The organism is Acerihabitans arboris, from assembly GCF_010131535.1.
In the GTDB taxonomy this organism is placed as follows: Bacteria; Pseudomonadota; Gammaproteobacteria; order Enterobacterales; family Enterobacteriaceae; genus Acerihabitans; species Acerihabitans arboris.
Map to the genome: position 1 here is coordinate 83,754 of NZ_WUBS01000005.1, position 25,860 is coordinate 109,613.

Consider the following 25,860-nt stretch of genomic DNA (forward strand, 5'->3'; position numbering starts at 1 on the left):
CAGCGTTAGCCGGCGCCAAAACAGGTACTCAGGAGGTCTGGTTGCAACGGGCTCGATGTTATTTATTAGGCGAAAGCGCCGTGGTGCTTGAGCTGGAACCCCCCGTTACCCTGGCCAGCCAGCGGCGTATCTGGGGTCTTGCCGCCCGTCTGGAGCATCATGCCGAGGTGCGCGAAGCGATCCCCGGCATGAATAACCTGACCGTGCTGCTGAAAAATCCCCAGCAATCGGCGCTGGATGCCATCGAGCGTTTGCAGAGCTGGTGGGAAGAAAGCGACGCCATCACCCCCGAGGCGCGCGATGTGGAGATTCCGGTGGTCTACGGTGGCGAAAGCGGCCCGGATTTGCCCTGGGTGGCGGAGCACACCGGCATGACGGCGCGGCAGGTGGTCGAATGCCACGCAAGCGTTGCCTATATCGTCTATTTCCTCGGTTTTCAGCCGGGCTTCCCCTACCTGGGTGAGCTGCCGGAAATCCTTGCCGCCCCGCGTCGCGCCGAGCCTCGCCTGCGGGTACCGGCGGGTTCGGTCGGCATCGGCGGCAAACAGACCGGCGTTTACCCGCTGGCGACCCCGGGCGGCTGGCAGATTATCGGCCGCACCCCGTTGCGGCTATTCGACCCCGCCACCAACCCGCCGACGCTATTGCTGCCCGGAGATAACGTACGCTTCGTACCGCAAAAGGAGGGCCTATGTTAAAGGTCATACGCGCCGGCATGATGACCGCCGTCCAGGACGGCGGCCGTACCGGCTACCGGGGCCTGGGCATCAGCCAGGGCGGGGTGCTCGATCTGCCGGCCATGCACATGGCCAACCTGCTGGTGGACAACGGGGCGGACGCCGCCGTGCTGGAAATCACCCTCGGCCAGTTCAGCGCCGAAATCACCGCCGCCGGCTGGCTGGCCCTGACCGGCGCGGATTGCCATGCCCAGTTGGACGGCAAACCGGTATGGACCGGCTGGCGCTTCCAGGTGCGGCCCGGACAGGTGATAAAACTGGCGACGCCCAAACACGGCATGCGCAGCTATCTGGCGGTATCCGGCGGTTTTGACGTGCCGGTGGTGCTGAATTCGCGCAGCACCGATCTGAAGGCCGGTTTTGGCGGCCACCAGGGGCGGATGATCCGCGACGGCGATACGTTGCGCGCCGGCAGTCCGCAGTCCATGCCGACCCGGCAAATGGGCATCAGGCAACTGCTGTTCGGCAACCGGGTCCGCGCCTTGCCTGGCCCGGAATATCGCGAATTCAGCGCCGATTCCCAGGAGGCCTTTTGGCGCTCCAGCTGGCAGCTCAATCCCCAGAGCAATCGCATGGGATATCGGCTGCAGGGCCGGACGCTGACGCGCACTACCGACCGCGAGTTGTTTTCGCACGGCGTGCTGCCGGGCGTGGTACAGGTGCCGCACTCCGGCCAGCCCATCGTCCTGATGGCCGATGCCCAGACTACCGGCGGGTATCCCCGAATCGCGTGCGTTATTGCCGCCGATCTGTTTCACCTGGCGCAAATCCGCCTGGGCGAGCCGATCCATTTTGTCCAGTGCACGTTGGAAGATGCCCACGCGGCCTGGCTCGATCAGCAGCGTTACCTGGAGCAGATCGCCTGGCAACTTGCGCAATACCGGCAGCCGGTGGCAGCCACCGGATCGCCGGCCAAGACACGAAAAAAGGTGAAATAATGGATCTGAATGCTGATTTGGGTGAAGGCTGCGTCCATGACGAGGAGCTGCTGCGGCTGGTCAGTTCGGCCAATATTGCGTGTGGCTTCCATGCCGGCGATGCGCAGATGATGCGCCAGGCGGTAAAATGGGCGCTGCGTTATGGCGTCGCCATCGGCGCCCATCCCGCCTTTCCGGATCGGGAAAACTTCGGCCGCACCGCGATGACATTGCCGTCGGAAACCGTCTATGCCCAGGTGGTTTATCAACTGGGCGCGCTGGCGGCCATCACCCGAGCCGAGGGAGGCAGGATGGTCCATGTCAAACCGCACGGCATGCTATACAACCAGGCGGCGCGCGATCCGGCCCTGGCGGAAGCCATCGCCCGCGCGGTCAAGGCCGTGGATCCGGCCCTGTGCCTGGTGGGCCTGGCGGGCAGCGAACTGATTGCCGCGGGCGAACGCCTCGGGCTTAGGGTCAGGCATGAAGTGTTCGCCGATCGCAATTACCGCCGGGACGGCAGCCTGGTGCCGCGCGGCGAGCCCGACGCGCTGATTACCGACGAGGGTCTGGCCCTGGCGCATACGCTCGACATGGTGCGGCTGGGCCGGGTCAGCACGCCGGACGGGGAATGGGTCCAGGTGAGAGCCGATACCCTGTGCCTGCACGGCGACGGCGTCCATGCGCTGGCATTTGCCCGGCGCATACACGCCTGCTTCCTTGAACAGGGCATCCCGATCGCCGCCACCTGATCGGCGGTTTCCCGCCCCGGCTGGACAGGGACCGACGGGGCGGCGATTACGCTATTGTCTTGTATAGGTATTCCCTATCTCCCACACCGCTGATTTATTGCTACCCTGACCCCGACGGGTTTTATCTGCCAATCATCATACTCTCTGGTTTTCGAGGACCACATCATGCAACAGGCGGTAAATCTTTGGCCTCTATTGGGCATCCTGGCGATCATTATCGGGTTTTTGCTGCGTATGAACGCCGTGTTGGTGGTCATTATCGCGGGTATCATTACCGGCGTGGCGGCGCAAATGCCCATCGCCGCTATCCTGGAAAAACTCGGTTCGGGGTTTTTAGCCACCCGCAACCTGGCGTTTATTTTATTGATTCCCTTGGCGGTCGTCGGTTTGCTGGAACGCCATGGCCTGAAGGAGCATGCGCAGAACTGGATTGCCAGGATTAAAAGCGCCACCGCCGGGCGGCTGCTGATTATTTATTTACTGGCGCGCGAACTGACGGCGGCCATGGGGCTGACCAGCCTGGGCGGCCATCCGCAAATGGTGCGTCCGCTGCTGGCGCCGATGGCCGAGGGAGCGTGCGAAAACCGCTACGGCGATTTGCCGCAGGACGTGCGCTATCGCCTGCGCGCCATGGCGGCCGCCACCGATAACGTTGGTTTATTCTTTGGCGAGGATATTTTTGTCGCCTTTGGCGCCATTATCTTTATGCATAATTTTATGCTGGAGTCGGCCGGTATCCAGACCGAACCGCTGCATATCGCGCTCTATGGCATTCCCACCGCCATCTTCGCGTTCCTGATCCACGCTTTTCGTCTTAAACGCATGGACCAACGCCTGGCGGCGCAGCTGACGGCGCTGAATCAGGCCGCGTTACAGTCTGCGGGGACCCATAAATGACTTTCCAACAAAACTATCTCTACTGGCTGGCCGGCGTGGTACTGCTGATTGTTGCTGTGATGTCGCTGCGCGATAAAGCCAACCTGCGGCGCTGGCTGACCGGTTCGTTCTGGGGACTCTACGGGCTGGTGTTCCTGATGGGCGACTGGAGCTATGCGCTGATGGCGCGGTTCCTTGGCCCAGGGGTTGATGCGCAGCGCGCGGTGCATATCGGCATCGGCGGCCTGGTGATCCTGATGGCGCTTATTGCCGGTTTCGGCGGCGTGCGGCTGGGCCGCTATCATCAACGCAGCGCGCAAGAGCGCGAGGATAGCGCCCTCCGGCTGGGCAATCGCCTGTTTATCCCGGCGCTGGCGATCCCGGTGGTCACGGTGGCGGGCGTATTGCTGTTCAATAACCTGCCCGCGTTACAGCAGGGGCTGTTCGGCACGGGCAACCATTCCACCCTGGTGACCCTGTTTTCCATGACCTTCGGCTGCGTCATCGGCCTGCTTCTCGCCCTGAAATTCACCCATGACGGGCCGCTCCAGTCGGTACAGGAAGCCCGGCGCCTGCTCGACTCCATCGGCTGGGCGTTTATCCTGCCCCAGATCCTCGCCACCCTCGGGCTGCTGTTTACCAGCGCCGGCGTCGGCGGCGCGGTGTCCCACCTGGCTGAAACCTACCTGGCGGTGAATAATCGTTTTATCGCGGTGGCGGTGTTCGCGGTGGGCATGGCGGTACTGACCATGGTCATGGGCAATGCGTTTGCCGCGTTTCCCATCGTGGCCGCGGGCATCGGCATTCCGATCCTGGTATTGCAGCACGGCGGCAATCCGGCGGTGATGGCCGCGGTCGGTATGTTTTCCGGTTACTGCGGATCCCTGATGACGCCCATGGCGGCCAACTTTAACCTGGTGCCGGCGGCGCTGCTGGAACTGCCCGACCGCAATGCGGTAATCAAGGCGCAAATCCCCACCGGGCTGACGCTGCTGGTGGTCAATATTTTCCTGCTCTATTTTATGATGTAGCGGCCAGGACGCAGCGGAGTGAAAAACGATATGCAAAGAAATGAGCTGAAAACCGACCGCCGGCAGCACGGCGGCGGCCCTGTCCGTTATCAATGCGTGGGGTGCCGATCGTGAATACCGTCTTGCTGACCGGTTTTGAGCCGTTTGGCGGCGAACGGGTCAATCCCTCATGGGAAGTGGTCAAACAATTCCACGAACGCCGCATCGACGACGCCACGGTAATTGCCTGCCGGCTGCCCTGCGTCTACGGCCGCTCGGTCCAGGTGTTAAATGGGCTGATTGACCGCCACCGGCCCGCGCTTGTCCTGGCGGTGGGGCAGGCGGGCGGCCGGGCGGGCCTGTCGGTCGAGCGCGTGTCGATTAACATCGACGATGCGCGCATTGCCGATAACCTTGGCCAGCAGCCCATCGACGTGCCGATCGTCGCCGACGGACCGGCGGCCTATTTCGCCACCGTGCCGGTCAAGGCCATGGTCCAGGCCATGCGCGACGCGGGCATCCCGGCCGAGGTATCGCAAAGCGCCGGCACCTATGTCTGCAACCATGTGATGTACGGGCTGCTGCATTGTCTGGCGCAGCTCGGCTACGGCGCCAGGGGAGGTTTTATCCACACGCCGTATTTACCGCAGCAGGCGGCGGCGCTGCCCAATGCGCCCAGCATGGCAGCGGACACCATCGCGGCGGGATTGGATATCGCCATCCGCACCGCGCTGCAAACGGAGCATGATCTGAACATTAGCGGCGGCGCGCTCAGCTAAACCATGAAAAACGCCGCGTGAAGCGGCGTCGGCTGTTGACAAATCCGCCTCCTTTCTTATGTCGTCTTGGCGAGGGTTTCGCTTGCGGTGGGTTTTATGTCGCCCCGGAGAGGGCTTCGCTTGCGGTGGGTTTTATGTCGCCCCGGAGAGGGCTTCGCTTGCGGTGGGTTTTATGTCGCCCCGGAGAGGGCTTCGCTTGCGGTGGGTTTTATGTCGCCTCGGTGGCGGTTTCGCTTGCCATGCGTTGGGTGGTTATTGGTATTGCCGGGTGCCGGCAAGCAACCAGAGGGACCGTTCGCCCGGTCCCTCTGGACTCCCATGCGTCCGGCAGGTCGTGCGCCGCTGCGCGGTCCCCGGCATCGCCCCATCCCGGCTTTTGGACCGCCCGGGATGCGCTCCCGGCGCAACCCGGGCTTTCGCCGCTCCCGGCGGCTCATCCAGCCGTGATTTGCGCCGCCGGCGCACTCTATGCCGGCACAAGGTCAACACCACCGTCTGCAAGAGAAGGCGTTTTTTGTTTGTTGATAGGAGTATGCATATACCGGGAAAAAAAACGGCGGTAATTTTTGGCTAAAGGCTAAAGGCTAAAGGCTAAAGGCTAAAGGCTAAAGGCTAAAGGCTAAAGGCTAAAGGCTAAAGGCTAAAGGCTAAAGGCTAAAGGCTTATGCCGGATGACCTGATTTTCGCTGTGCCAGTTGCATCCCATAATGATTAGCAGTATCTCAATCTATACTTCCTGCCCCTCAACACCAGCAACGCTATAGCTTAATAAAAAAGCATTGCTAACAGCGACATTTGGGCCGGCATAGAGCGCGCTGACGGAGCCAGTGACCCCGGCACGAGCCGCCGGGAGCGGCTCGAGGCCCGGTTGCGCCGGGAGCGCATCCGGGCCGGTGCATAACGGGGGAACTGGCGCAGGAAGGCATCGCGCAGCGACGCGCGACCTGCCGGACGCGCGGAGGTCAAGGAGGGTGTCGCGAAACACCCTCCTTGTCGCTTGCCGGCACCCGGCAATACCAATAACCACCCAACGCAAGGCAAGCGAAACCCTCGCCGGGGTGACATAAACCTTACCGCAAACCACCCCTCGCCGGGGTGACATAAACCTTACCGCAAACCACCCCTCGCCGGGGTGACATAAACCTTACCGCAAGCCACCCCTCGCCGGGGTGACATAAACCTTACCGCAAGCCACCCCTCGCCGGGGCGACATAAAGCTACCGCAAGCGAAACCTTCTTCTCCTTTATCCACAACCTCACGCCGCATAAAGCAGCCTCAGCCCATGAAAAAACTAAACTAATAGCAGGTATGCTAAAGGGATAACGTGCCCATGAGGCCGGCCCGCCGACAACGGCCTCAACGTGTCGGGCTTATTTGATCTGCGAGGTAAATTCGCGTTTGTCATACCCGGTGTACAACTGGCGCGGACGGGCGATCTTGACGCCGTCGTCATGCATTTCCTTCCAATGGGCAATCCAGCCCACGGTGCGCGCCATGGCGAAGATCACGGTAAACATGGTCGACGGAATGCCCATGGCCTTCAGGATAATGCCTGAATAGAAATCCACGTTCGGGTACAGCTTCTTCTCGATAAAGTAAGGGTCGTGCAGGGCAATATGCTCAAGCTCCATGGCCACCGCCAGCAGATCGTCCGACAGCTTAAGCTCCTTAAGCACTTCATGACAGGTCTCGCGCATCACGGTGGCGCGCGGATCGTAGTTCTTATAGACCCGATGACCAAAGCCCATCAGGCGGAAGGAATCGTTTTTGTCCTTGGCGCGTTCAATAAACGCCGGGATATGCTCGACGCTCGAAATCTCTTCCAGCATGCGCAGGGTCGCCTCGTTGGCGCCGCCATGGGCCGGCCCCCACAACGAGGCAATGCCCGCAGCGATACAGGCAAACGGATTGGCGCCCGACGAACCGGCGGTACGCACGGTAGAGGTCGACGCGTTTTGCTCGTGATCCGCGTGCAGGATTAAAATCCGGTCCATGGCGCGTTCCAGCACCGGGTTCACCACGTACTCCTCGCACGGGGTGGAGAACATCATATGCAGGAAGTTACCGGCATAAGAAAGATCGTTACGCGGATACACAAACGGCTGGCCGATGGAATATTTGTAACACATCGCGGCAACCGTCGGCATTTTGGACAATAAACGGAACGCCGCGATTTCACGGTGGCGCTCCACGTTTACGTCCAGCGAGTCATGATAGAAGGCCGCCAGCGCGCCGGTCACGCCGCACAGTACCGCCATCGGATGCGAATCGCGGCGAAAGCCGTTGAACAGACGGGTGATCTGCTCGTGCACCATGGTATGGCGGGTCACGATATCGCGGAATTCATCATACTGCTCCCTGGTCGGCGCTTCGCCGTTCAGCAGGATATAGCAGACTTCAAGAAAGTTGGAGTGCAGGGCCAGTTGATCAATAGGAAAGCCGCGATGCAGCAAAATGCCTTCGTCACCGTCGATATAGGTTATTTTTGATTCACAGGACGCGGTGGAGGTAAAGCCGGGATCAAAGGTAAAATAGCCCTTGCCGCCCAGGGTGCGGATATCGATTTCTTTGGCACCCAGGGTGCCGGTCAACACATCCAGTTCGATTGGCGCTTCCCCGGGTAGGTTCAGTGTCGCTTTATTGTCTGCCATTACTATCTCCTTAGCGCTTTTATGATAAATCTCCCACCATAGGGTACCGGCATGCCTGCGGGGCCTTGCGCTTTTATTGTCAGCCCGTCGCTCTGGCTTAACGTGATGCAGGGTACAGAGCTTAAGGATGGTGCAAGTTATTCCCGTCCAGGATGAAAGAACGGCTTCCTTGGTTGTTAAAGATTCACAGATATTAATTTTAGCTATTTAACAGATACCTTAACCGCGAAGATTAAGACCCACTTCACACTGTTGCATAATCTTTGCCGTGGCGGAAGCGTCTCGACCATTACTTGAGTTGGTTATAGCATATCCACCGCGTCATTTGTAATTGAATTGTTGCTTTTTTGTCAATGCGGTTATATAGATTTAAGGTAATTGTAAAATTCGTGACCCAGGTCACTAATCAGCCTAAATGTTACCAAACAAATTGTAGGGTAATTGTAATCATAATGTGAAAGCCATATACTTCCCGAAGGTCTCCGGAAGTCCCTGTTGTAGGAGCACCCAGCGTTATTCAACGCGTCATTTAAGCACAAGGGATTTGTTTATTGAGCACATGACGTGTCATGGTTAGCCTTAACGCTGTCTGAATCCACCCAGGACCGGAGGAAGGAAAAATAATAATAGCTGTGTGGGCAAAACCGTGAAAAAACAAAGACCTGTCAACTTGGATCTGCAAACGATCCGGTTTCCCGTTACTGCGATAGCTTCTATTCTCCACCGTGTCAGCGGTGTCATCATGTTCGTGGCCATCGGTATCCTGCTTTGGATCCTCGGGTTGTCACTCTCCTCCTCCGACGGCTTTTCCGCGGCCGCAGCCATGATGGACAGCTTCATCGTGAAGTTCATTATGTGGGGTATTTTAACCGCGCTGGCGTATCACGTCATCGGTGGAATTCGCCATATGCTCATGGATTTCGGCTATCTGGATGAGACGTTTGCCATGGGTAAATTGACGGCAAATGTTACATTTGTGATCACTGTCGTGCTTTCAATTCTGGCTGGAGTACTCGTATGGTAAGCAATGCTTCGGCACTGGGACGTAACGGAGTTCATGAGTGGTTATTGGTTCGCGCTTCCGCCATCGTAATCTGCCTGTACATCATCTATCTGCTCGGGTTTGTCGTGTTCGCCGACGGCCTGACCTACGATGTCTGGCGCGGTTTCTTCGCTTTACCCATGACGAAAGTCTTTACCCTGCTGGCTCTGTTATCCGTCCTGGTGCATACCTGGATCGGCATGTGGCAGGTATTAACGGATTACATCAAATTATTGGCGCTGCGCCTGATGCTGCAACTGGCGATCGTCATTACCTTATTGGTGTATTTATTATATGGAACTGTCGTGGTGTGGGGTGCGTAAATGAGCTTGCCAGTAAGAGAATTTGACGCCGTTGTCGTCGGGGCCGGCGGTGCCGGAATGCGCGCCGCGCTGCAAATTTCACAAATGGGCCTGTCCTGCGCCCTGGTTTCCAAAGTATTTCCCACCCGTTCCCATACGGTGTCCGCGCAGGGCGGCATCACCGTCGCCCTGGGCAATACCCATGAGGACGACTGGCAATGGCATATGTATGACACCGTCAAGGGCTCCGATTATATCGGCGACCAGGACGCCATTGAATACATGTGCAAGACCGGCCCGGAGGCGGTGCTGGAGCTTGAACATATGGGCCTGCCGTTTTCCCGCCTGGACGACGGGCGCATCTACCAGCGCCCCTTCGGCGGCCAGTCCCTCAACTACGGCGGCGGACAGGCGGCGCGTACCGCCGCCGCCGCCGACCGTACCGGCCATGCCTTATTGCATACGTTGTATCAGCAGAACCTGAAAAACCATACCACCATCTTCTCCGAATGGTATGCGCTCGATCTGGTGAAAAACCAGGACGGCGCCTTTGTCGGCTGTACCGCGCTGTGCATTGAAACCGGCGAAGTGGTCTATTTCAAGGCCAAGGCCACCATCCTGGCCACCGGCGGCGCCGGGCGCATCTACCAGTCCACCACCAACGCCCATATCAATACCGGCGACGGCATCGGCATGGCGCTGCGCGCCGGCGTGCCGGTGCAGGATATGGAAATGTGGCAATTCCACCCTACCGGTATCGCCGGCGCCGGGGTGCTGGTGACCGAAGGCTGCCGCGGCGAGGGCGGCTATCTGCTGAACAAGGACGGCGAACGCTTTATGGAACGCTATGCGCCCAACGCCAAGGATTTGGCCGGCCGCGACGTCGTCGCGCGCTCCATTATGATTGAAATCCGCGAAGGCCGCGGCTGCGACGGTCCGCTGGGGCCGCACGTCAAGCTCAAGCTTGATCACCTGGGCAAGGACGTGCTGGAATCGCGCCTGCCGGGCATCCTGGAATTATCCCGCACCTTCGCCCATGTCGACCCGATAAAAGATCCGATCCCGGTCATCCCCACCTGCCACTATATGATGGGCGGCATTCCCACCAAGGTGACCGGCCAGGCGGTGACGGTGGACGCCCAGGGCAAGGATGTGGTGATCCCCGGCCTGTTCGCGGTGGGCGAGATTGCCTGCGTGTCGGTCCATGGCGCCAACCGCCTGGGCGGTAATTCCCTGCTGGATCTGGTGGTGTTCGGCCGCTCGGCCGGGATGCATCTGCAGGAATCCCTGGCGGAGCAGGGGCCGTTGCGCGACGCCGGCGACGACGACATCGGCGCCTCCCTGGCGCGCTATAATCGCTGGAACAACAACCGTACCGGCGAAAACCCGGTGGACATTCGCAAAGATCTGCAGGCGTGCATGCAGAATAACTTTTCGGTGTTCCGCGAAGGTGACGCCATGGCCAAGGGCCTGGCCGAGTTGAAGACCATCCGCGAGCGGCTCAATGACGCCCGCCTGGACGATACCTCGACTGAATTTAATACCCAACGGGTGGAATGCCTGGAGCTGGATAACCTGATGGAAACCGCCTATTCCACGGCGGTGGCCGCCAATTACCGCACCGAAAGCCGTGGCGCCCACAGCCGCTTCGATTTCCCGGATCGGGATGACGAGCATTGGCTATGCCACAGCCTGTATCTGCCGGAAAGCGATACCATGACCCGTCGCGAGGTTAACATGCAGCCGATATTACGCCCGGCGTTCCCGCCGAAAGTGCGTACCTACTAAAGGCAGAGGGCTTAGTAATGAAAGTGGAATTTTCAGTTTATCGCTATAATCCTGATGTCGACGACAAGCCGCGCATGCAGGATTACCAGCTGGATGTCGGTGAAGGCCACGACATGATGCTGTTGGATGCGTTAATCCAATTGAAAGAATCGGATCCGACACTGGCGTTTCGCCGCTCATGCCGCGAAGGCGTCTGCGGCTCCGACGGCGTGAATATGAACGGCAAAAACGGCCTGGCCTGCATCACGCCGCTATCCGCCCTGCGCAAGGGCAATAACAAAGTCGTCATCCGTCCGCTGCCCGGGCTGCCGGTGGTGCGTGATTTGGTGGTGGACATGGGCCAGTTCTATGCCCAGTATGAGAAGATAAAGCCTTACCTGTTGAATAACGGCAGGAATCCACCGGCGCGGGAGCATTTGCAAAGTCCGCAGGAACGGGAAAAACTGGACGGGTTGTACGAATGCATCCTCTGCGCCTGTTGTTCAACCTCCTGCCCGTCCTACTGGTGGAATCCGGATAAATTTATCGGTCCGGCCGGCCTGTTGGCGTCTTACCGTTTCCTGATTGACAGCCGCGACACGGAAAGGGCGGCGCGGCTGGATGAGTTGAACGATGCTTTCAGCGTATTCCGCTGCCACAGCATCATGAATTGTGTCAGCGTATGTCCCAAAGGGCTGAACCCGACCAAAGCCATCGGGCATATCAAGAGCATGCTGGTACAGCACAGCGCCTGATAGTAAAGGCAAATACGTTACATGTTAACCACGGCGAAAACTGAAGCTATCAAGCTTAAGGGATCATAATGCAGAACGGCGCAATGAAGGCCTGGCTGGATTCCTCCTACCTGGCGGGGGCGAACCAGTCCTACATAGAGCAGCTCTATGAAGACTTTTTAACGGATCCTGATTCCGTCGACGATAGCTGGGGTTCGATTTTTAAACAGCTCCCCACCGCCGGCGTCAGTCCCGATCAACTTCACTCCAAAACCCGGGATTATTTCCGGCGCCTGGCCAAGGACGCGACCCGCTACGCGTCCACGGTTAACGACCCGGACAACGATTCCAAGCAGGTCAAAGTCCTGCAGCTTATCAACGCGTTCCGTTTTCGCGGCCACCAGCATGCCAACCTTGACCCGCTCGGATTATGGAAGCAGGAAACGGTACCCGATTTAAACCCGGCTTTCCATAATCTTACCGAAGCCGATTTCCAGGAAACCTTCAACGTCGGTTCCTTTGCCATCGGCAAGGAAACCATGAAGCTGGCCGACCTTTACGACGCGCTGAAACGCACCTATTGCGGCTCCATCGGCGCCGAATATATGCATATCACCAATACCGAGGAGAAACGCTGGATTCAACAGCATATCGAATCGGTGGTGGGGCAGCCGAGCTTCGATCTCGACGAAAAGAAACGTTTCCTGGGCGAACTGACGGCGGCCGAAGGCATCGAGCGTTACCTGGGGGCGAAGTTCCCCGGCGCCAAACGGTTCTCCCTCGAAGGCGGCGACGCGCTGATCCCGATGCTGAAGGAAATGATCCGTTATGCCGGCAAGAACGGCACCCGGGAAGTGGTGCTGGGCATGGCGCACCGCGGCCGCCTGAACGTGCTGATCAACGTGCTGGGCAAAAAGCCGCAGGACCTGTTCGATGAATTCGCCGGCAAGCATAAAGAACATTTGGGCACCGGCGATGTTAAATACCACCAGGGGTTTTCCTCCGACGTGGAAACCGAGGGCGGCATTGTCCACCTGGCCCTGGCGTTCAACCCGTCGCACCTGGAGATTGTCAGCCCGGTGGTGGGCGGCTCGGTGCGCGCGCGTATCGACCGGCTCGGCGAGCAGAGCAGCAAAATGGTGTTGCCGATTACCCTGCACGGGGATGCGGCCATCAGCGGGCAGGGCGTGGTGCAGGAAACCCTGAACATGTCCAAGGCGCGCGGTTATGACGTCGGCGGCACGGTAAGGATCGTGGTCAACAACCAGGTCGGCTTTACCACCTCCAATCCCCATGACGCCCGCTCAACCCAGTATTGCACCGACATCGCCAAGATGGTCCAGGCGCCGATTTTCCATGTCAACGCCGATGATCCGGAAGCGGTGGCGTTCGTCACCCGCGTGGCGCTGGATTTCCGCAACACCTTTAAGCGCGACGTGATGGTCGACCTGGTGTGCTACCGCCGCCACGGCCATAACGAGGCGGACGAACCCAGCGCTACCCAGCCGCTGATGTACCACAAGATCAAGAAACATCCGACGCCGCGCAAGATCTACGCCGATCGGCTGGAACGCGATCGGATCGCCACCCTGGAAGACGCGACCGAAATGGTCAATCTCTACCGCGACGCGCTGGATCGCGGCGAGTGCGTGGTGAAAGAGTGGCGGCCGATGAACATGCATTCCTTTACCTGGCAGCGGTTCCTGAATCACGATTGGGACGAGGCTTATCCCAGCGAAGTTGATCCCAAGCGCCTGCAGGAACTGGCCCGCCGCATCAGCGAAGTGCCGGAAGGCGTGGAGATGCAGCCGCGGGTGGCAAAAATCTACAACGATCGCGCACTGATGGCCGCCGGCAGCAAGCCGTTTGACTGGGGCGGCGCCGAAACCCTGGCGTATGCCACCCTGGTGGACGAAGGCGTGCCGATTCGCCTGTCCGGCGAGGATACCGCGCGCGGCACCTTTTTCCATCGCCACGCGGTGGTGCACAACCAGAAAAACGGCTCCACCTATACTCCCCTGGGCCATGTGCATAACGGCCAGGGCACGTTCCGGGTCTGGGACTCCGTGCTGTCGGAAGAGGCGGTGCTGGCGTTTGAGTACGGCTACGCCACCGCCGAGCCCCGCACCCTGGTGATCTGGGAAGCGCAGTTCGGCGATTTCGCCAACGGCGCCCAGGTGGTGATCGACCAGTTTATCAGCTCCGGCGAGCAGAAATGGGGACGGATGTGCGGGCTGGTGATGCTGCTGCCCCACGGCTACGAGGGGCAGGGACCGGAGCACTCCTCTGCCCGCCTGGAACGTTATCTGCAACTGTGCGCCGAGCAGAATATGCAGGTCTGCGTCCCATCCACGCCGGCGCAGGTTTACCATATGCTGCGGCGCCAGGCGTTGCGCAACATGCGCCGGCCGCTGATTGTGATGTCGCCGAAGTCGCTGCTGCGTCATCCGCTGGCGATTTCGTCGCTGGAGGACATGGCCAACGGCAGCTTCCTGCCGGCCATTGGCGAAATCGACGATTTGGATCCCAAGGGCGTCAAGCGTGTCGTGCTCTGTTCTGGTAAAGTTTATTATGACTTACTGGATCAGCGGCGCAAAAACGAGCAGCGGGACGTGGCCATCGTGCGTATCGAACAGCTGTACCCGTTCCCGCACCAGGCCGTGCGGGAGGCGTTGAAACCTTTTGCCCATGTGCAGGATTTTATCTGGTGCCAGGAAGAGCCGCTTAATCAGGGCGCCTGGTATTGTAGCCAGCATCATTTCCTTGAGGTTATTACTAGTGGAGCATCGCTACGTTACGCTGGACGCCCGGCTTCCGCCTCGCCGGCGGTTGGGTATTTGTCCGTGCACCAGACACAACAAAAAAATCTGGTCAATGACGCGCTGAACGTTAATTAAATATAAGGATAGATAATGAGTAGCGTAGATATTCTGGTTCCCGATCTTCCTGAATCGGTTGCCGATGCAACCGTCGCCACGTGGCATAAAAAACCCGGCGATAGCGTCCAGCGTGATGAAGTGCTGGTGGAGATCGAAACCGATAAAGTGGTGCTGGAAGTCCCCGCGCCCGAGGCGGGGGTGCTGGATACCCTGCTGGAGGATGAAGGGGCGACCGTCACTTCCCGCCAGGTGCTGGGACGCCTGCGTCCCGGCGACAGTTCAGGGCAGGAAACGACGGAGAAAGCGCAAAGCAAGGAATCCACCCCGGCGCAGCGTTATACCGCCGGCCTGGAGGAAGAAAATAACGAAGCGCTCAGCCCGGCCATTCGCCGCCTGATCGCCGAGCACGACCTGAAAGCCGAAGCAATCAAAGGCAGCGGCGTCGGCGGACGCATCACCCGCGAGGATGTGGAAAAACATCTGGCTAAACCGGCCACCGCCGTTCCCGCCGCCGCACCGGTCGTGACGGCGCCCGCCGCCAAGGGGCCGGCATCGCAGCCTGCCCCGGAATTGGGCAACCGCAGCGAAAAACGCGTCCCGATGACCCGGTTGCGCAAACGGGTTGCCGAGCGGCTGCTGGAAGCCAAGAACAGTACCGCCATGTTGACCACCTTTAACGAGGTCAATATGAAGCCCATCATGGATCTGCGTAAACAGTACGGCGACGGCTTTGAAAAACGCCACGGCATCCGCCTTGGCTTTATGTCTTTCTATATTAAAGCGGTGGTGGAAGCCCTGAAACGCTTCCCGGAGGTCAACGCCTCCATCGACGGCGAAGACGTGGTCTACCACAACTATTTTGACGTCAGCATCGCGGTATCCACCCCGCGCGGGTTGGTAACGCCGGTGCTGCGCGATGTGGATGCGCTGGGCATGGGCGACGTCGAAAAGACCATCAAGGAACTGGCCATCAAGGGACGCGACGGCAAGCTGAAGGTGGAAGAGCTGACCGGCGGTAACTTTACCATTACCAACGGCGGCGTGTTTGGCTCGCTGATGTCCACGCCTATCATCAACCCGCCGCAAAGCGCCATCCTGGGCATGCACGCCATCAAGGATCGGCCGATGGCGGTGGACGGGCAGGTGGTTATCCTGCCGATGATGTATTTGGCGCTGTCGTACGATCACCGCCTGATCGACGGCAAGGAGTCGGTCAGCTTCCTGGTCACGGTCAAGGATATGCTGGAAGACCCGACACGTTTATTGCTTGATGTATAGCAACTGACGGATGCGGCCCGGGACAACCGGCGCCGTATCCGGCGGGTTGCCCGCGGGACGTAGTGCTATAGCGGCTACGGAATGCACCGTTCGAGGGCGGCGTGAGCGCGTCGCCGCCGATACTCCCTGACGAAGATGGAAACAACATCATGAATTTACATGAATATCAGGCAAAACAGCTGTTTGCTCGGTATGGCCTGCCAGCCCCCACGGGTTTTGCGTGCACCACGCCACGGGAAGCGGAAGAGTCCGCCTCCAAGATCGGCGCCGGTCCCTGGGTAGTCAAATGCCAGGTCCATGCGGGCGGCCGCGGCAAGTCCGGCGGCGTCAAGGTGGTTAACAGCAAGGAAGAGATCCGCGCCTTTGCCGAACACTGGCTGGGCAAGCGCCTGGTGACCTATCAAACGGATGCCCTGGGCCAGCCGGTCCATCAGATCCTGGTGGAAGCGGCGACCGATATCGACCAGGAACTTTACCTGGGCGCGGTGGTGGATCGCGGATCCCGTCGGGTGGTCTTTATGGCCTCTACCGAAGGCGGCGTGGAAATTGAAAAAGTCGCCGAAGAGACGCCGCACCTGATCCATAAGGTCGCGCTCGATCCCCTGACCGGCCCCCAGCCGTTCCAGGGCCGCGAGCTGGCGTTTAAACTGGGATTGTCCGGCAAACAGGTCGGGCAGTTCACCAAGATTTTCATGGGCCTGGCCGCGCTGTTCCTGGAACGGGATCTGGCGCTGGTGGAGATCAATCCGCTGGTGATCACCAAGGAAGGCAATCTGGTCTGCCTGGACGGCAAGCTGAGCGCCGATGGCAACGCATTGTTCCGCCAGCCGGAGCTGCGCGAAATGCGCGACAAGAGCCAGGAAGACGCCCGCGAGGCCCAGGCGGCGCAGTGGGAGCTGAACTATGTCGCCCTCGACGGTAATATCGGCTGCATGGTCAACGGCGCCGGCCTGGCGATGGGCACCATGGATATCGTTAAGCTGCACGGCGGTTCCCCGGCCAACTTCCTCGACGTCGGCGGCGGCGCCACCAAGGAGCGCGTCACCGAGGCGTTTAAGATCATCCTGTCGGACGAGAACGTCAAAGCGGTGCTGGTGAACATTTTCGGCGGCATCGTGCGCTGTGACCTGATTGCCGAAGGCATTATCGGCGCGGTGGCTGACGTCGGCGTTAACGTGCCGGTAGTGGTGCGTCTGGAAGGCAACAACGCCGAGCTGGGTGCTAAAATCCTGGCCGAGAGCGGCCTGAATATCATTGCCGCCACCAGTCTGACCGACGCGGCACAACAAGCGGTCGCCGCGGTGGAGGGGAAATAATGTCCATTTTAATCGATAAAAATACCAAGGTTATCTGCCAGGGTTTCACCGGCAGCCAGGGCACGTTTCATTCCGAGCAGGCGCTGGCCTACGGCACCAGGATGGTCGGCGGGGTGACGCCGGGCAAGGGCGGCACCGAGCATCTCGGCCTGCCGGTGTTTAACACCGTGCGTGAAGCCGTGGAAAAAACCGGCGCCACCGCCTCGGTTATCTATGTGCCCGCGCCGTTTTGCAAAGATTCGATCCTGGAAGCGGTGGATGCCGGCATCGAGCTGATTATCTGCATCACCGAAGGCATTCCGACCCTGGATATGCTGGTGGTGAAAGCCAAGCTTGAGCAAAGCGGCTCGCGTATGATCGGCCCCAACTGCCCGGGCGTCATCACTCCCGGCGAGTGCAAGATCGGCATTATGCCCGGCCATATCCATAAACCGGGCCGCGTGGGCATTGTGTCGCGCTCCGGCACCCTGACCTATGAAGCGGTGAAACAGACCACCGATACCGGACTGGGGCAGTCGAGCTGCGTCGGCATCGGCGGCGACCCGATCCCCGGCTCGAACTTTATTGATATCCTGAAATTGTTCGAACAGGATCCGCAGACCGAGGCGATCGTGATGATCGGTGAAATCGGCGGCAGCGCGGAAGAAGAAGCCGCGGCCTATATCAAGGATCATGTTACCAAGCCGGTGGTGGGTTATATCGCGGGTGTTACCGCGCCCAAAGGTAAACGGATGGGCCATGCCGGGGCGATTATCGCCGGCGGCAAAGGCACCGCGGACGAAAAATTCGCCGCCCTTGAAGCGGCCGGCGTCAAAACCGTGCGCAGCCTGGCGGATATCGGCGCCGCGCTGAAAACCCTTCTCCCATAATAGTGGCCCGCGCCCGTTAACAGGATCGCCGCTTGATCCGGCGTTAGCGGGCATGCCGTGCCATGGGGCGCTTCGGCGGCCTGAGAAGGCCGTGTCGACCCCATCGGCACGCTCTCCCTTTGACACCTCTTGTTTAAGCTCTGCGATCGCCTGCATGGATGCTTATTGAACTGGTTGGTTCAGTTAGGCATACTAGCCGGATGGGCAGACAAAAAAAATTCAGCCGCGAAGGCGTGCTTGAGAAGGTGATCCCCATCTTCTGGCAGTACGGCTTTGCCGGTACCACGCTACAGCATCTCGAGCGGGCGACCGGGGTAAACAAGTCCGGGCTCTATGCCGAGTTCAGGGATAAGGGCGACCTGTTCCTGGCCAGCCTGCGCCATTATGTGCGGCAAGGCGCCGATCTAGAGGCGCTGACCGCGCAACCCCTGGGATGGGGCAATATCGGGGCTTATTTACGGCTGGCCGCCGGCACCCCGGGCCATTGCCGTATCGCCGGCTGCTTCGCGGTCAACTCCATGCGGGAGTTCACCTTGCTGCCGGCCGGCGCCCTCGACATTATTGCCCAGCGACGACAGGCGGTGCGGCCGCTGCTGGCTGACAATATCAGGGTGGCGGGCGCGGCCGCCGACCCGGAGATCCTGGCGGAAATGGTGGCGGTATTTTTCTCCGGCCTGTGCATCGAGCAGAACCTGCACAGCGGCGGCGGCGGCGCCACTGAACGTAAAATAGACCGGTTTATGCAGGCGCTGCGCGCCCTGTAGGCGCGCTGCCGGCGTGCGTTTGCGCCACTGCCCGCCGGCCCCGACGCTTTGCCCGGTCCAACCGCCCAAAGGAGGCTATCGATTCATCCTGCTTTGCGCGCAGACCCTCTGGGCCGCCCGGCCGATTCGATCCCGTGACCCCGATAAATCCTTAACGACCGCCGGTGCGTCGCCCGGCAACAAAAATGCCGCCGGTCCGATGCCTGCGCGTGAATACTTTTTTATTCTTGTCGCCATCACATTTATGGCAAATTAAATCCATCATTGTCATAGTGTGCTTCAATGGCGCGATTAGGTGATTAAATAATGGCGCTGTAACAAATAAAAAATATCATCAGCGGTTTTTTTTCTTTTAGCATAATTTCTGGATCTTATTAATTACAGTTTTTTAACATCAGCACTTTTATAGAATAAATAAATAACAATATTTAACAATGTTTCGGAAAAATTGCGCTAAATCAATGATTTTTGATGGCGCTTGATGCTCAAATTAGGATAACTTGCGCTGGCGCAATTTTGATATTGACGCGCATAGAAGCCTGTTTTGATCGAGATGTGATTTCACAACCTGCATCACGAAAAAAGGTATTTATCCTGAGTAAGTTGAGGGGTACTATATGGGTTGTTTTAATCCGGTTAGCGCGTTTCATTAAAATCCGTCGTCGGTTTACCCTTTAGGCGCCAAGGCGTTGGTTTTTTGCGGGCCTAATCGATGGTCGGGAACAATTATAAACTCTTTATTATTCACCGCGGGTTGTTGTGTCGCTTTGTGAGTACACAGCGCCAGATTACCGCACGTGGGACCCATCCTGCGAGGAGCAAGGAGTCAACATGTTTGATGTCGTCGAACTGTCACGGTTACAGTTTGCCCTAACTGCGATGTACCATTTCCTGTTTGTCCCACTCACCCTGGGCCTGGCGTTTTTATTAGCCATCATGGAAACGGTATACGTCCTGTCCGGCAAGCAAATCTATAAAGATATGACTAAATTCTGGGGCAAATTGTTTGGTATCAACTTTGCCCTGGGTGTAGCCACCGGCCTGACCATGGAGTTCCAGTTCGGGACCAACTGGTCGTATTTTTCCCATTATGTCGGCGACATCTTCGGTGCTCCATTGGCCATCGAAGGATTAATGGCCTTCTTCCTGGAATCCACCTTTGTCGGCCTGTTCTTCTTTGGCTGGGATCGCCTGAGCAAAACCCAGCATCTGACGGTAACCTGGATGGTGGCGTTAGGCTCCAACCTGTCCGCGCTGTGGATACTGGTCGCCAACGGCTGGATGCAAAACCCCATCGCGTCGGATTTCAATTATGAAACCATGCGCATGGAAATGGTCAGCTTCGCCGACCTGGTGCTCAACCCGGTCGCGCAGGTGAAATTCGTGCATACCGTGGCCGCGGGCTACTGTACCGGCGCCATGTTTGTGCTCGGCATCAGCTCCTACTACCTGCTGAAAGGCCGCGATATCGCCTTCGCCCGGCGTTCATACGCCATTGCGGCGGCGTTCGGCATGGCGGCGGTGCTGTCCGTTATCGTGCTGGGTGATGAATCCGGTTATGAAATGGGCGATGTGCAAAAAACCAAGCTGGCGGCCATCGAGGCGGAATGGGAAACGCAGCCCGCCCCGGCCGCGTTTACCCTGTTCGGCATCCCCGACCAGACCCTGCAGCGCAATCACTTCTCCATCCAGATTCCTTTTGCCCTCGGCATCATCGCGACCCGTTCCACGGATCGCCAGGTGACCGGCATCAAGGAACTGATGGAGCAGCATCAAATCCGTATCCGCAACGGTATGAAAGCCTACGAACTGCTGCATGAACTGCGCGGCGGGCATGCCGATCCTGCCGTGCGCGCGCAGTTCAACGCGATAAAACAGGATTTGGGCTACGGCCTGCTGTTAAAACGCTATACGGACGATATCCCCAACGCGACCGAAGAGCAGATCCAACGCGCCACCAACGATTCAATCCCGCGCGTGGCGCCGCTGTACTTCTCTTTCCGTATCATGGTGCTGGGCGGGGTGCTGATGCTCATCATCATCACCATGTCCTTCTGGAGCGTGGTACGTAACCGCATCGGCCAAAAACGCTGGCTGCACCGCGCGGCGCTGTACGGCATCCCCATTCCGTGGATTGCCATCGAAGCCGGCTGGTTTGTCGCGGAGTATGGTCGCCAGCCCTGGGCCATTGGTGAAATCCTGCCGACCGCGGTGGCTAATTCCAGCCTGACCGCCGGCGATATCCTGTTCTCCATGGGGCTTATCTGCGGGCTGTATACCCTGTTCCTGGTGGCCGAAATGTTTTTGATGTTTAAATATGCGCGCCTGGGGCCGAGCAGCCTGCATACCGGCCGTTATCATTTCGAGCAGCCGACGCTCGCCATGCAGAAAGCACATTAACAGGAGCCTAAGCCATGTTTGACTATGAAGTATTACGCTTAATCTGGTGGGTGCTGATCGGTGTCCTGCTGATAGGCTTTGCGGTAACCGACGGCTTTGATATGGGCGTCGGCATGTTGGTGCGCATTCTTGGCCGTAACGATACCGAACGCCGGGTGATGATCAATACCATCGCCCCGCACTGGGAAGGCAACCAGGTTTGGCTGGTCACCGCCGGGGGCGCGCTGTTCGCCGCCTGGCCGATGGTTTACGCCGCGGCGTTTTCCGGGTTTTATATCGCCATGATCCTGGTGCTGGCCTCGCTGTTCTTCCGTCCGGTGGGGTTTGATTACCGGTCCAAGATCGAAGACCCGCGCTGGCGCGGCATGTGGGACTGGGGCATCTTTATCGGTAGTTTTGTGCCGCCGGTAGTGATTGGCGTCGCCTTCGGCAACCTGCTGCAGGGCGTCCCCTTCCACGTGGACGAATACCTGCGTCTGTTCTACACCGGGACCTTCTTCCAACTGCTGAACCCGTTTGGCTTATTAGCGGGGGTGGTCAGCCTGGCCATGTTTATCACCATGGGCGGGACCTACCTGGAAATGCGCACCACCGGCGATCTGCTGGTGCGGGTGCGCACCGTGACGCAAATCAGCAGCCTGGTGACGATGGTGGCGTTCCTGCTGGGCGGCGTTTGGGTGGTTAACGGCATCGACGGATTTACCATTACGTCGGTTATCGATACCAACGCCGTATCCAATCCGCTGAATAAAACCGTGGCGCACCAGGCCGGCGCATGGCTGGCGAATTATCACAGCTATCCGCTGATCTGGGCGATACCGGCGCTGGGCGTCGTGCTACCGTTGCTGACCCTGCTGTGTTCACGGTTCGGCAAAGGGGCCTGGGCGTTTATTTTCTCTTCGCTCACCGTGGCGTGCATCATCCTGACGGCGGGAGTAACGCTATTCCCGTTCATCATGCCGTCGATTACCATGCCTGAAGCCAGCCTGACGGTATGGGATGCCACCTCGAGCCTGCTGACCCTGAAGGTCATGACCATTGTCGCCGTCATCTTCGTGCCGATTGTGCTGCTCTATACCATCTGGTGTTACTACAAGATGTATGGCCGCATCACCAAAGAGCACATTGAACAAAACGCGCACTCGCTGTATTAAGAAAGGAGCTGAATAATGTGGTATTTTGCCTGGATACTTGGAACGCTTCTTGCGTGCGCCTTCGGCATCATCACCGCCCTGGCGCTGGAGCATCATGAAGACAGCCAGCCGAGCGGCGGCGGGCTTGACGGCGAAAGAGCAGAGAACGAGCTGAAGTGATAAGGCTGGCGACCGACACACTCTATCGCCTGACCGACAGCAGCCCGTTGCGACTGCTGTCGCTTATCATGGCGCTGGTGCTTGCCGGCTGCGTCTTCTGGATGCCGGCGCGTTTTGCCTCCACCACCAGTTCGCTGACCGCCTGGCATAATCTGCTGATTGTCTGGGCGGTATGCGCCGGCGTTATCCACGGCGTGGGTTTTCGCCCGCGTCGCTGGGGCTGGCGGCTGGCATTTTTGCCGCTGGCGGCGATGGTGGTGCTGGCCGTCGCCCTGGGTTATTCATTTCTATAGGCATCACAGCGAAACAACGCTATTTCGTCATTTCATCACCACCCCGGGAAAATGCCGGGGCTTTCCGCCAGCACTTCCGCCATATTGTTAACATCACCGGCCGCGCGGCACCCGGACGCCTGCTTTATCCATAATTATTTTCATTCGCCCGAGGTAATCCATTCCAAACGTGGTTGGTCTTGCGTATAGTAAGCACCGTTGTTTTGCGTTGCTGGGATGTACAGTGAGTAATACGTTATTCCGATGGCCGGTGCGCGTCTATTATGAAGATACGGACGCCGGGGGTGTGGTCTATCACGCACGCTACGTGGTTTTTTTTGAAAGGGCCCGTACCGAAATGCTGCGCCAGCATAATTTCCATCAACAGGTCTTACTGGGCGAGAATATCGCTTTTGTGGTAAGGCGTATCACGGTGGACTATCTCGCCTCAGCGCGTCTGGACGATTTGCTGCAAGTAGAAAGTGAAATCGTCTCAATGCGCGGTGCCTCTCTGACTTTTGCGCAACGCATCCTGAACGCTGAAGGGCAACTTCTCAGCCAGGCGGATGTCTTGATAGCCTGTATTGATCCACACCAAATGAAGCCTGTCGCGCTTCCTAAGTCTATTGTCGCGGAGTTCAAGCAGTGACTGACATGAACATTTTTGATCTGTTCCTGAAAGCTAGCTTTCTGGTTAAACTGATCATGTTGATATTGATGTGCTTTTCCATTGCATCCTGGGCGATTATCATCCAGCGCACCCGTATTTTAAACACGGCAACCCGCGAGGCGGAAGCCTTTGAGGACAAATTCTGGTCCGGTATTGAATTGTCACGCCTGTATCAGGAAAGCCAGACCCGCCGCGACGTGCTGACGGGATCCGAGCAGATTTTCTATTCCGGCTTTAAAGAGTTCGCCCGTCTGCACCGCGCCAACAGCCACGCGCCCGAAGCGGTCGTCGAGGGCGCCTCGCGCGCCATGCGTATTTCCATGAACCGCGAGCTGGAAGCGCTGGAAACGCATATTCCTTTCCTAGGCACCGTAGGTTCCATCAGCCCGTATATCGGCCTGTTCGGCACCGTATGGGGCATCATGCACGCCTTTATCGGACTGGGCGCGGTCAAGCAGGCTACTTTGCAAATGGTTGCCCCCGGCATCGCCGAAGCGCTGATCGCCACCGCCATCGGCCTGTTTGCCGCCATTCCCGCGGTCATGGCCTACAACCGGCTCAGCCAACGGGTTAATAAGCTGGACCAGAACTACGACAACTTTACGGAAGAGTTCATCGCCATCCTGCATCGCCAGGCCTTCGCCAGCGATAGCGCTAAGTAGAAGGAGGGGAGAACATGGCCCGCAGACGTGGTCGAAATCAAATCAAGTCGGAAATCAACATCGTTCCACTGCTCGACGTGCTGCTGGTGCTGGTGTTAATTTTCATGGCGACGGCGCCCATCATTACCCAGAGCGTCGAGGTGGATTTGCCTGACGCGACGGATTCCAAAGCGGTCAGCAGCGATGATAATCCGCCGGTGATCGTTGAAGTATCGGGTGTCGGCCAGTACAGTCTGGTGGTGGATCATAACCGTATGGAACAGCTGCCGCCGGAGCAGGTGGTGGCCGAGGCGCGCACGCGTATTACGGCCAATCCTAAAGCGGTATTTCTGATCGGCGGCGCAAAAGACGTGCCCTATGATGAAATCATCAAGGCGCTGAATTTGCTGCATCAGGCCGGCGTAAAGTCGGTGGGCCTGATGACCCAGCCCATTTAACGGCATGCTGATCATGCGCGATCTATCTGGCAAACCTGTTTTTGGGAATCGATTGTGGTAAAGGCAACCGAACAGAACGATAAGCTCAAACGTGCCATTATTATTTCGATTGTTCTGCATATTCTCCTGATCGGTTTATTGGTCTGGAGTTCCTACACGCAGACTCTCGAATCGAGCGGCGGCGGAGGCGGCGGCTCGTCCATCGACGCGGTTATGGTCGATCCCGGTGCCGTGGTGCAGCAATATAACCGTCAACAGCAGCAGCAGACGGACGCCCAGCGCGCGTCGCAACTGCGTGAAAAGCAGGCGCAACAGCAGGCGGAAGAGTTGCAGCAAAAGCAGGCCGCCGAGCAGCAGCGCCTGAAGGAACTGGAAAAAGATCGGCTGGCGGCGCAGGAAGCGGCGCAGCAGCAGAAAGAACAGCAGGCCGAGCAGCAAAAAGAGGCGGCCGAAGCCGCAAAACAAGCGGCGGAGCAAAAGCAGCAGGCTGAAGCCGCTACCCAGCAGGCCAAAGAACAGCAGAAACAGGCGGAAGCCGCCGCGGCACAGGCGAAAGCAGAGGCCGCGCAGCAGGCCAAAGCCGCCGCGGAGGCGAAAAAGCAGGCTGAAGCGGAGGCCAGTAAACAGGCCGCCGCCGCTAAAAAGCAGGCTGATGCCGCCGCGCAAGCCAAGGCCAAAGCCGTAGAAGACGCGAAAAAAGAAGCGGCGGCAGAAGCGGCAGCCGCCAAAGCCGAGGCGACGAAAGCCGCCGCCGCGGAAAAAGCCGAGGCAGCCGCCAAGGCCGACGCGGCTAAAGCGGCCGCCGCCAAAGCCGAGGCGGCCAAGGAAAAAGCCGCCGCCGCCAGCGCCGCCAAGGCTGAGCAGGCCGCTAAGGATAAAGCGGCCGCCGCCGCCGAAGCCAAGGCCGCCGCCGCGGCAGCCAAAAAAGCCGCGGCCGCGGCCGCCGCCAAACAGTCCAGTGACGTGGATGATTTGCTGGGCGGGCTGACCGATTCGAAAAACGCGCCGAAAGCGGGCGGCGGGCCGAGCGGGGGCAGTAAGCCTAAAGGCACCGGCACCAGCAAGGAGAGCGGGGCGTCCGGCGCGGATATCAATAGTTATGGCAGCCAGGTCAAAGCAGCCATAGAAGCGAAGTTTTACAAAGATGAGTCATTCAATGGCAAGACCTGTTCGCTGCGCCTGAAGCTGGCCCCGGACGGTATGTTAATTTCGGTCACTTCGGAAGGCGGCGATCCGGCCCTTTGCCAGGCGGCCATCTCTGCGGCTAAACTGGCTAAAATCCCTAAACCGCCGAGCCAGGCAGTCTATGAGGTCTTTAAAAATGCGCCAATTGATTTTAAACCGCAATAATTAGTAAAGAAGTCAAAATATAACGGTGGGGGTTTAAGATTTAGACTATGTTGTCTACCGGGCAACTATGGTTTTGTTCAAG

At 58.7% G+C, this 25,860-nt stretch carries 23 protein-coding genes and 1 pseudogene; 23 read left to right on the plus strand and 1 reads right to left on the minus strand.

Features of this window, described 5'->3' with window-relative positions; translation table 11 throughout:
- The first annotated feature begins 41 nt into the window (after positions 1-41).
- From pxpB to pcp, 6 genes are all read left to right on the plus strand, one after another.
- Positions 42-698: a 5-oxoprolinase subunit PxpB gene (gene pxpB, locus GRH90_RS08290; protein ID WP_162365475.1), complete on the plus strand. Its 657-nt coding sequence runs from the start codon at positions 42-44 to the stop codon at positions 696-698.
- Positions 692-1,675, plus strand: a complete 984-nt coding sequence (gene pxpC, locus GRH90_RS08295) for a 5-oxoprolinase subunit PxpC (protein ID WP_162365476.1) — start codon at positions 692-694, stop codon at positions 1,673-1,675. The genes pxpB and pxpC overlap by 7 nt, the downstream gene beginning before the upstream one ends.
- Positions 1,675-2,406: a 5-oxoprolinase subunit PxpA gene (gene pxpA, locus GRH90_RS08300; protein WP_162365477.1), complete on the plus strand. Its 732-nt coding sequence runs from the start codon at positions 1,675-1,677 to the stop codon at positions 2,404-2,406. Before pxpC ends, pxpA begins: the two co-directional genes overlap by 1 nt.
- A gap of 165 nt (positions 2,407-2,571) precedes the next feature.
- Positions 2,572-3,303, plus strand: a complete 732-nt coding sequence (locus tag GRH90_RS08305; RefSeq protein WP_162365478.1) for a DUF969 domain-containing protein — start codon at positions 2,572-2,574, stop codon at positions 3,301-3,303.
- A complete protein-coding gene (locus GRH90_RS08310) occupies positions 3,300-4,313 on the plus strand; it encodes a DUF979 domain-containing protein (RefSeq protein WP_162365479.1) in 1,014 nt (337 codons plus the stop codon). The genes GRH90_RS08305 and GRH90_RS08310 overlap by 4 nt, the downstream gene beginning before the upstream one ends.
- Before the next feature lie 110 nt (positions 4,314-4,423).
- Positions 4,424-5,071, plus strand: a complete 648-nt coding sequence (pcp, locus tag GRH90_RS08315; protein ID WP_162365480.1) for a pyroglutamyl-peptidase I — start codon at positions 4,424-4,426, stop codon at positions 5,069-5,071.
- Between the two features lie 1,371 nt (positions 5,072-6,442).
- Here pcp and GRH90_RS08320 read toward each other — a convergent pair.
- A complete protein-coding gene (locus tag GRH90_RS08320) occupies positions 6,443-7,723 on the minus strand; it encodes a citrate synthase (protein WP_162365481.1) in 1,281 nt (426 codons plus the stop codon).
- Between the two features lie 634 nt (positions 7,724-8,357).
- Between GRH90_RS08320 and sdhC the strand changes: the two genes are divergently transcribed.
- From sdhC to tolA, 17 genes and pseudogenes are all read left to right on the plus strand, one after another.
- The gene (gene sdhC / locus GRH90_RS08325; RefSeq protein ID WP_162365482.1) at positions 8,358-8,747 is read left to right on the plus strand and encodes a succinate dehydrogenase cytochrome b556 subunit; all 390 of its coding nucleotides are present in this window, start codon (positions 8,358-8,360) and stop codon (positions 8,745-8,747) included.
- Positions 8,741-9,088 carry a succinate dehydrogenase membrane anchor subunit gene (sdhD, locus tag GRH90_RS08330; protein WP_162365483.1) on the plus strand — a complete coding sequence of 116 codons (348 nt, stop codon included), beginning with the start codon at positions 8,741-8,743 and terminating at the stop codon, positions 9,086-9,088. Before sdhC ends, sdhD begins: the two co-directional genes overlap by 7 nt.
- Positions 9,089-10,855, plus strand: a complete 1,767-nt coding sequence (gene sdhA, locus GRH90_RS08335) for a succinate dehydrogenase flavoprotein subunit (RefSeq protein ID WP_162365484.1) — start codon at positions 9,089-9,091, stop codon at positions 10,853-10,855. It begins immediately after the preceding gene.
- Between the two features lie 17 nt (positions 10,856-10,872).
- Positions 10,873-11,589 carry a succinate dehydrogenase iron-sulfur subunit gene (locus GRH90_RS08340; protein ID WP_162365485.1) on the plus strand — a complete coding sequence of 239 codons (717 nt, stop codon included), beginning with the start codon at positions 10,873-10,875 and terminating at the stop codon, positions 11,587-11,589.
- 68 nt (positions 11,590-11,657) lie between these two features.
- Positions 11,658-14,465 (plus strand): 2-oxoglutarate dehydrogenase E1 component, encoded by a 2,808-nt coding sequence (gene sucA, locus GRH90_RS08345; RefSeq protein ID WP_162365486.1) that lies wholly within the window; start codon positions 11,658-11,660, stop codon positions 14,463-14,465.
- A gap of 15 nt (positions 14,466-14,480) precedes the next feature.
- Positions 14,481-15,725: a 2-oxoglutarate dehydrogenase complex dihydrolipoyllysine-residue succinyltransferase gene (gene odhB / locus GRH90_RS08350; protein WP_162365487.1), complete on the plus strand. Its 1,245-nt coding sequence runs from the start codon at positions 14,481-14,483 to the stop codon at positions 15,723-15,725.
- A gap of 149 nt (positions 15,726-15,874) precedes the next feature.
- On the plus strand, positions 15,875-17,041 hold the full coding sequence (gene sucC, locus GRH90_RS08355; protein ID WP_162365488.1) for an ADP-forming succinate--CoA ligase subunit beta: 1,167 nt from the start codon (positions 15,875-15,877) through the stop codon (positions 17,039-17,041).
- Positions 17,041-17,910 (plus strand): succinate--CoA ligase subunit alpha, encoded by an 870-nt coding sequence (sucD, locus tag GRH90_RS08360; RefSeq protein ID WP_162365489.1) that lies wholly within the window; start codon positions 17,041-17,043, stop codon positions 17,908-17,910. The genes sucC and sucD overlap by 1 nt, the downstream gene beginning before the upstream one ends.
- 200 nt (positions 17,911-18,110) lie before the next feature.
- Entirely contained in the window at positions 18,111-18,674 is a 564-nt protein-coding gene (locus GRH90_RS08365) for a TetR/AcrR family transcriptional regulator (protein WP_162365490.1), read from the plus strand.
- A gap of 831 nt (positions 18,675-19,505) precedes the next feature.
- Positions 19,506-21,074: a cytochrome ubiquinol oxidase subunit I gene (cydA, locus tag GRH90_RS08370; RefSeq protein WP_162365491.1), complete on the plus strand. Its 1,569-nt coding sequence runs from the start codon at positions 19,506-19,508 to the stop codon at positions 21,072-21,074.
- A gap of 14 nt (positions 21,075-21,088) precedes the next feature.
- On the plus strand, positions 21,089-22,228 hold the full coding sequence (gene cydB, locus GRH90_RS08375) for a cytochrome d ubiquinol oxidase subunit II (protein WP_162365492.1): 1,140 nt from the start codon (positions 21,089-21,091) through the stop codon (positions 22,226-22,228).
- Between the two features lie 15 nt (positions 22,229-22,243).
- Positions 22,244-22,336 (plus strand): annotated as a pseudogene (gene cydX, locus GRH90_RS26220) (cytochrome bd-I oxidase subunit CydX); the annotation flags it as partial.
- A gap of 50 nt (positions 22,337-22,386) precedes the next feature.
- Positions 22,387-22,680: a cyd operon protein YbgE gene (gene ybgE, locus GRH90_RS08385; RefSeq protein WP_162365664.1), complete on the plus strand. Its 294-nt coding sequence runs from the start codon at positions 22,387-22,389 to the stop codon at positions 22,678-22,680.
- 223 nt (positions 22,681-22,903) lie between these two features.
- A complete protein-coding gene (gene ybgC / locus GRH90_RS08390) occupies positions 22,904-23,308 on the plus strand; it encodes a tol-pal system-associated acyl-CoA thioesterase (RefSeq protein WP_162365494.1) in 405 nt (134 codons plus the stop codon).
- A complete protein-coding gene (tolQ, locus tag GRH90_RS08395; RefSeq protein WP_162365495.1) occupies positions 23,305-23,991 on the plus strand; it encodes a Tol-Pal system protein TolQ in 687 nt (228 codons plus the stop codon). The genes ybgC and tolQ overlap by 4 nt, the downstream gene beginning before the upstream one ends.
- 14 nt (positions 23,992-24,005) lie before the next feature.
- Positions 24,006-24,428, plus strand: coding sequence for a colicin uptake protein TolR (tolR, locus tag GRH90_RS08400; RefSeq protein ID WP_162365496.1), 423 nt, complete (start codon positions 24,006-24,008; stop codon positions 24,426-24,428).
- A gap of 54 nt (positions 24,429-24,482) precedes the next feature.
- Positions 24,483-25,778, plus strand: coding sequence for a cell envelope integrity protein TolA (gene tolA / locus GRH90_RS08405; RefSeq protein WP_162365497.1), 1,296 nt, complete (start codon positions 24,483-24,485; stop codon positions 25,776-25,778).
- Positions 25,779-25,860: the final 82 nt, after the last annotated feature.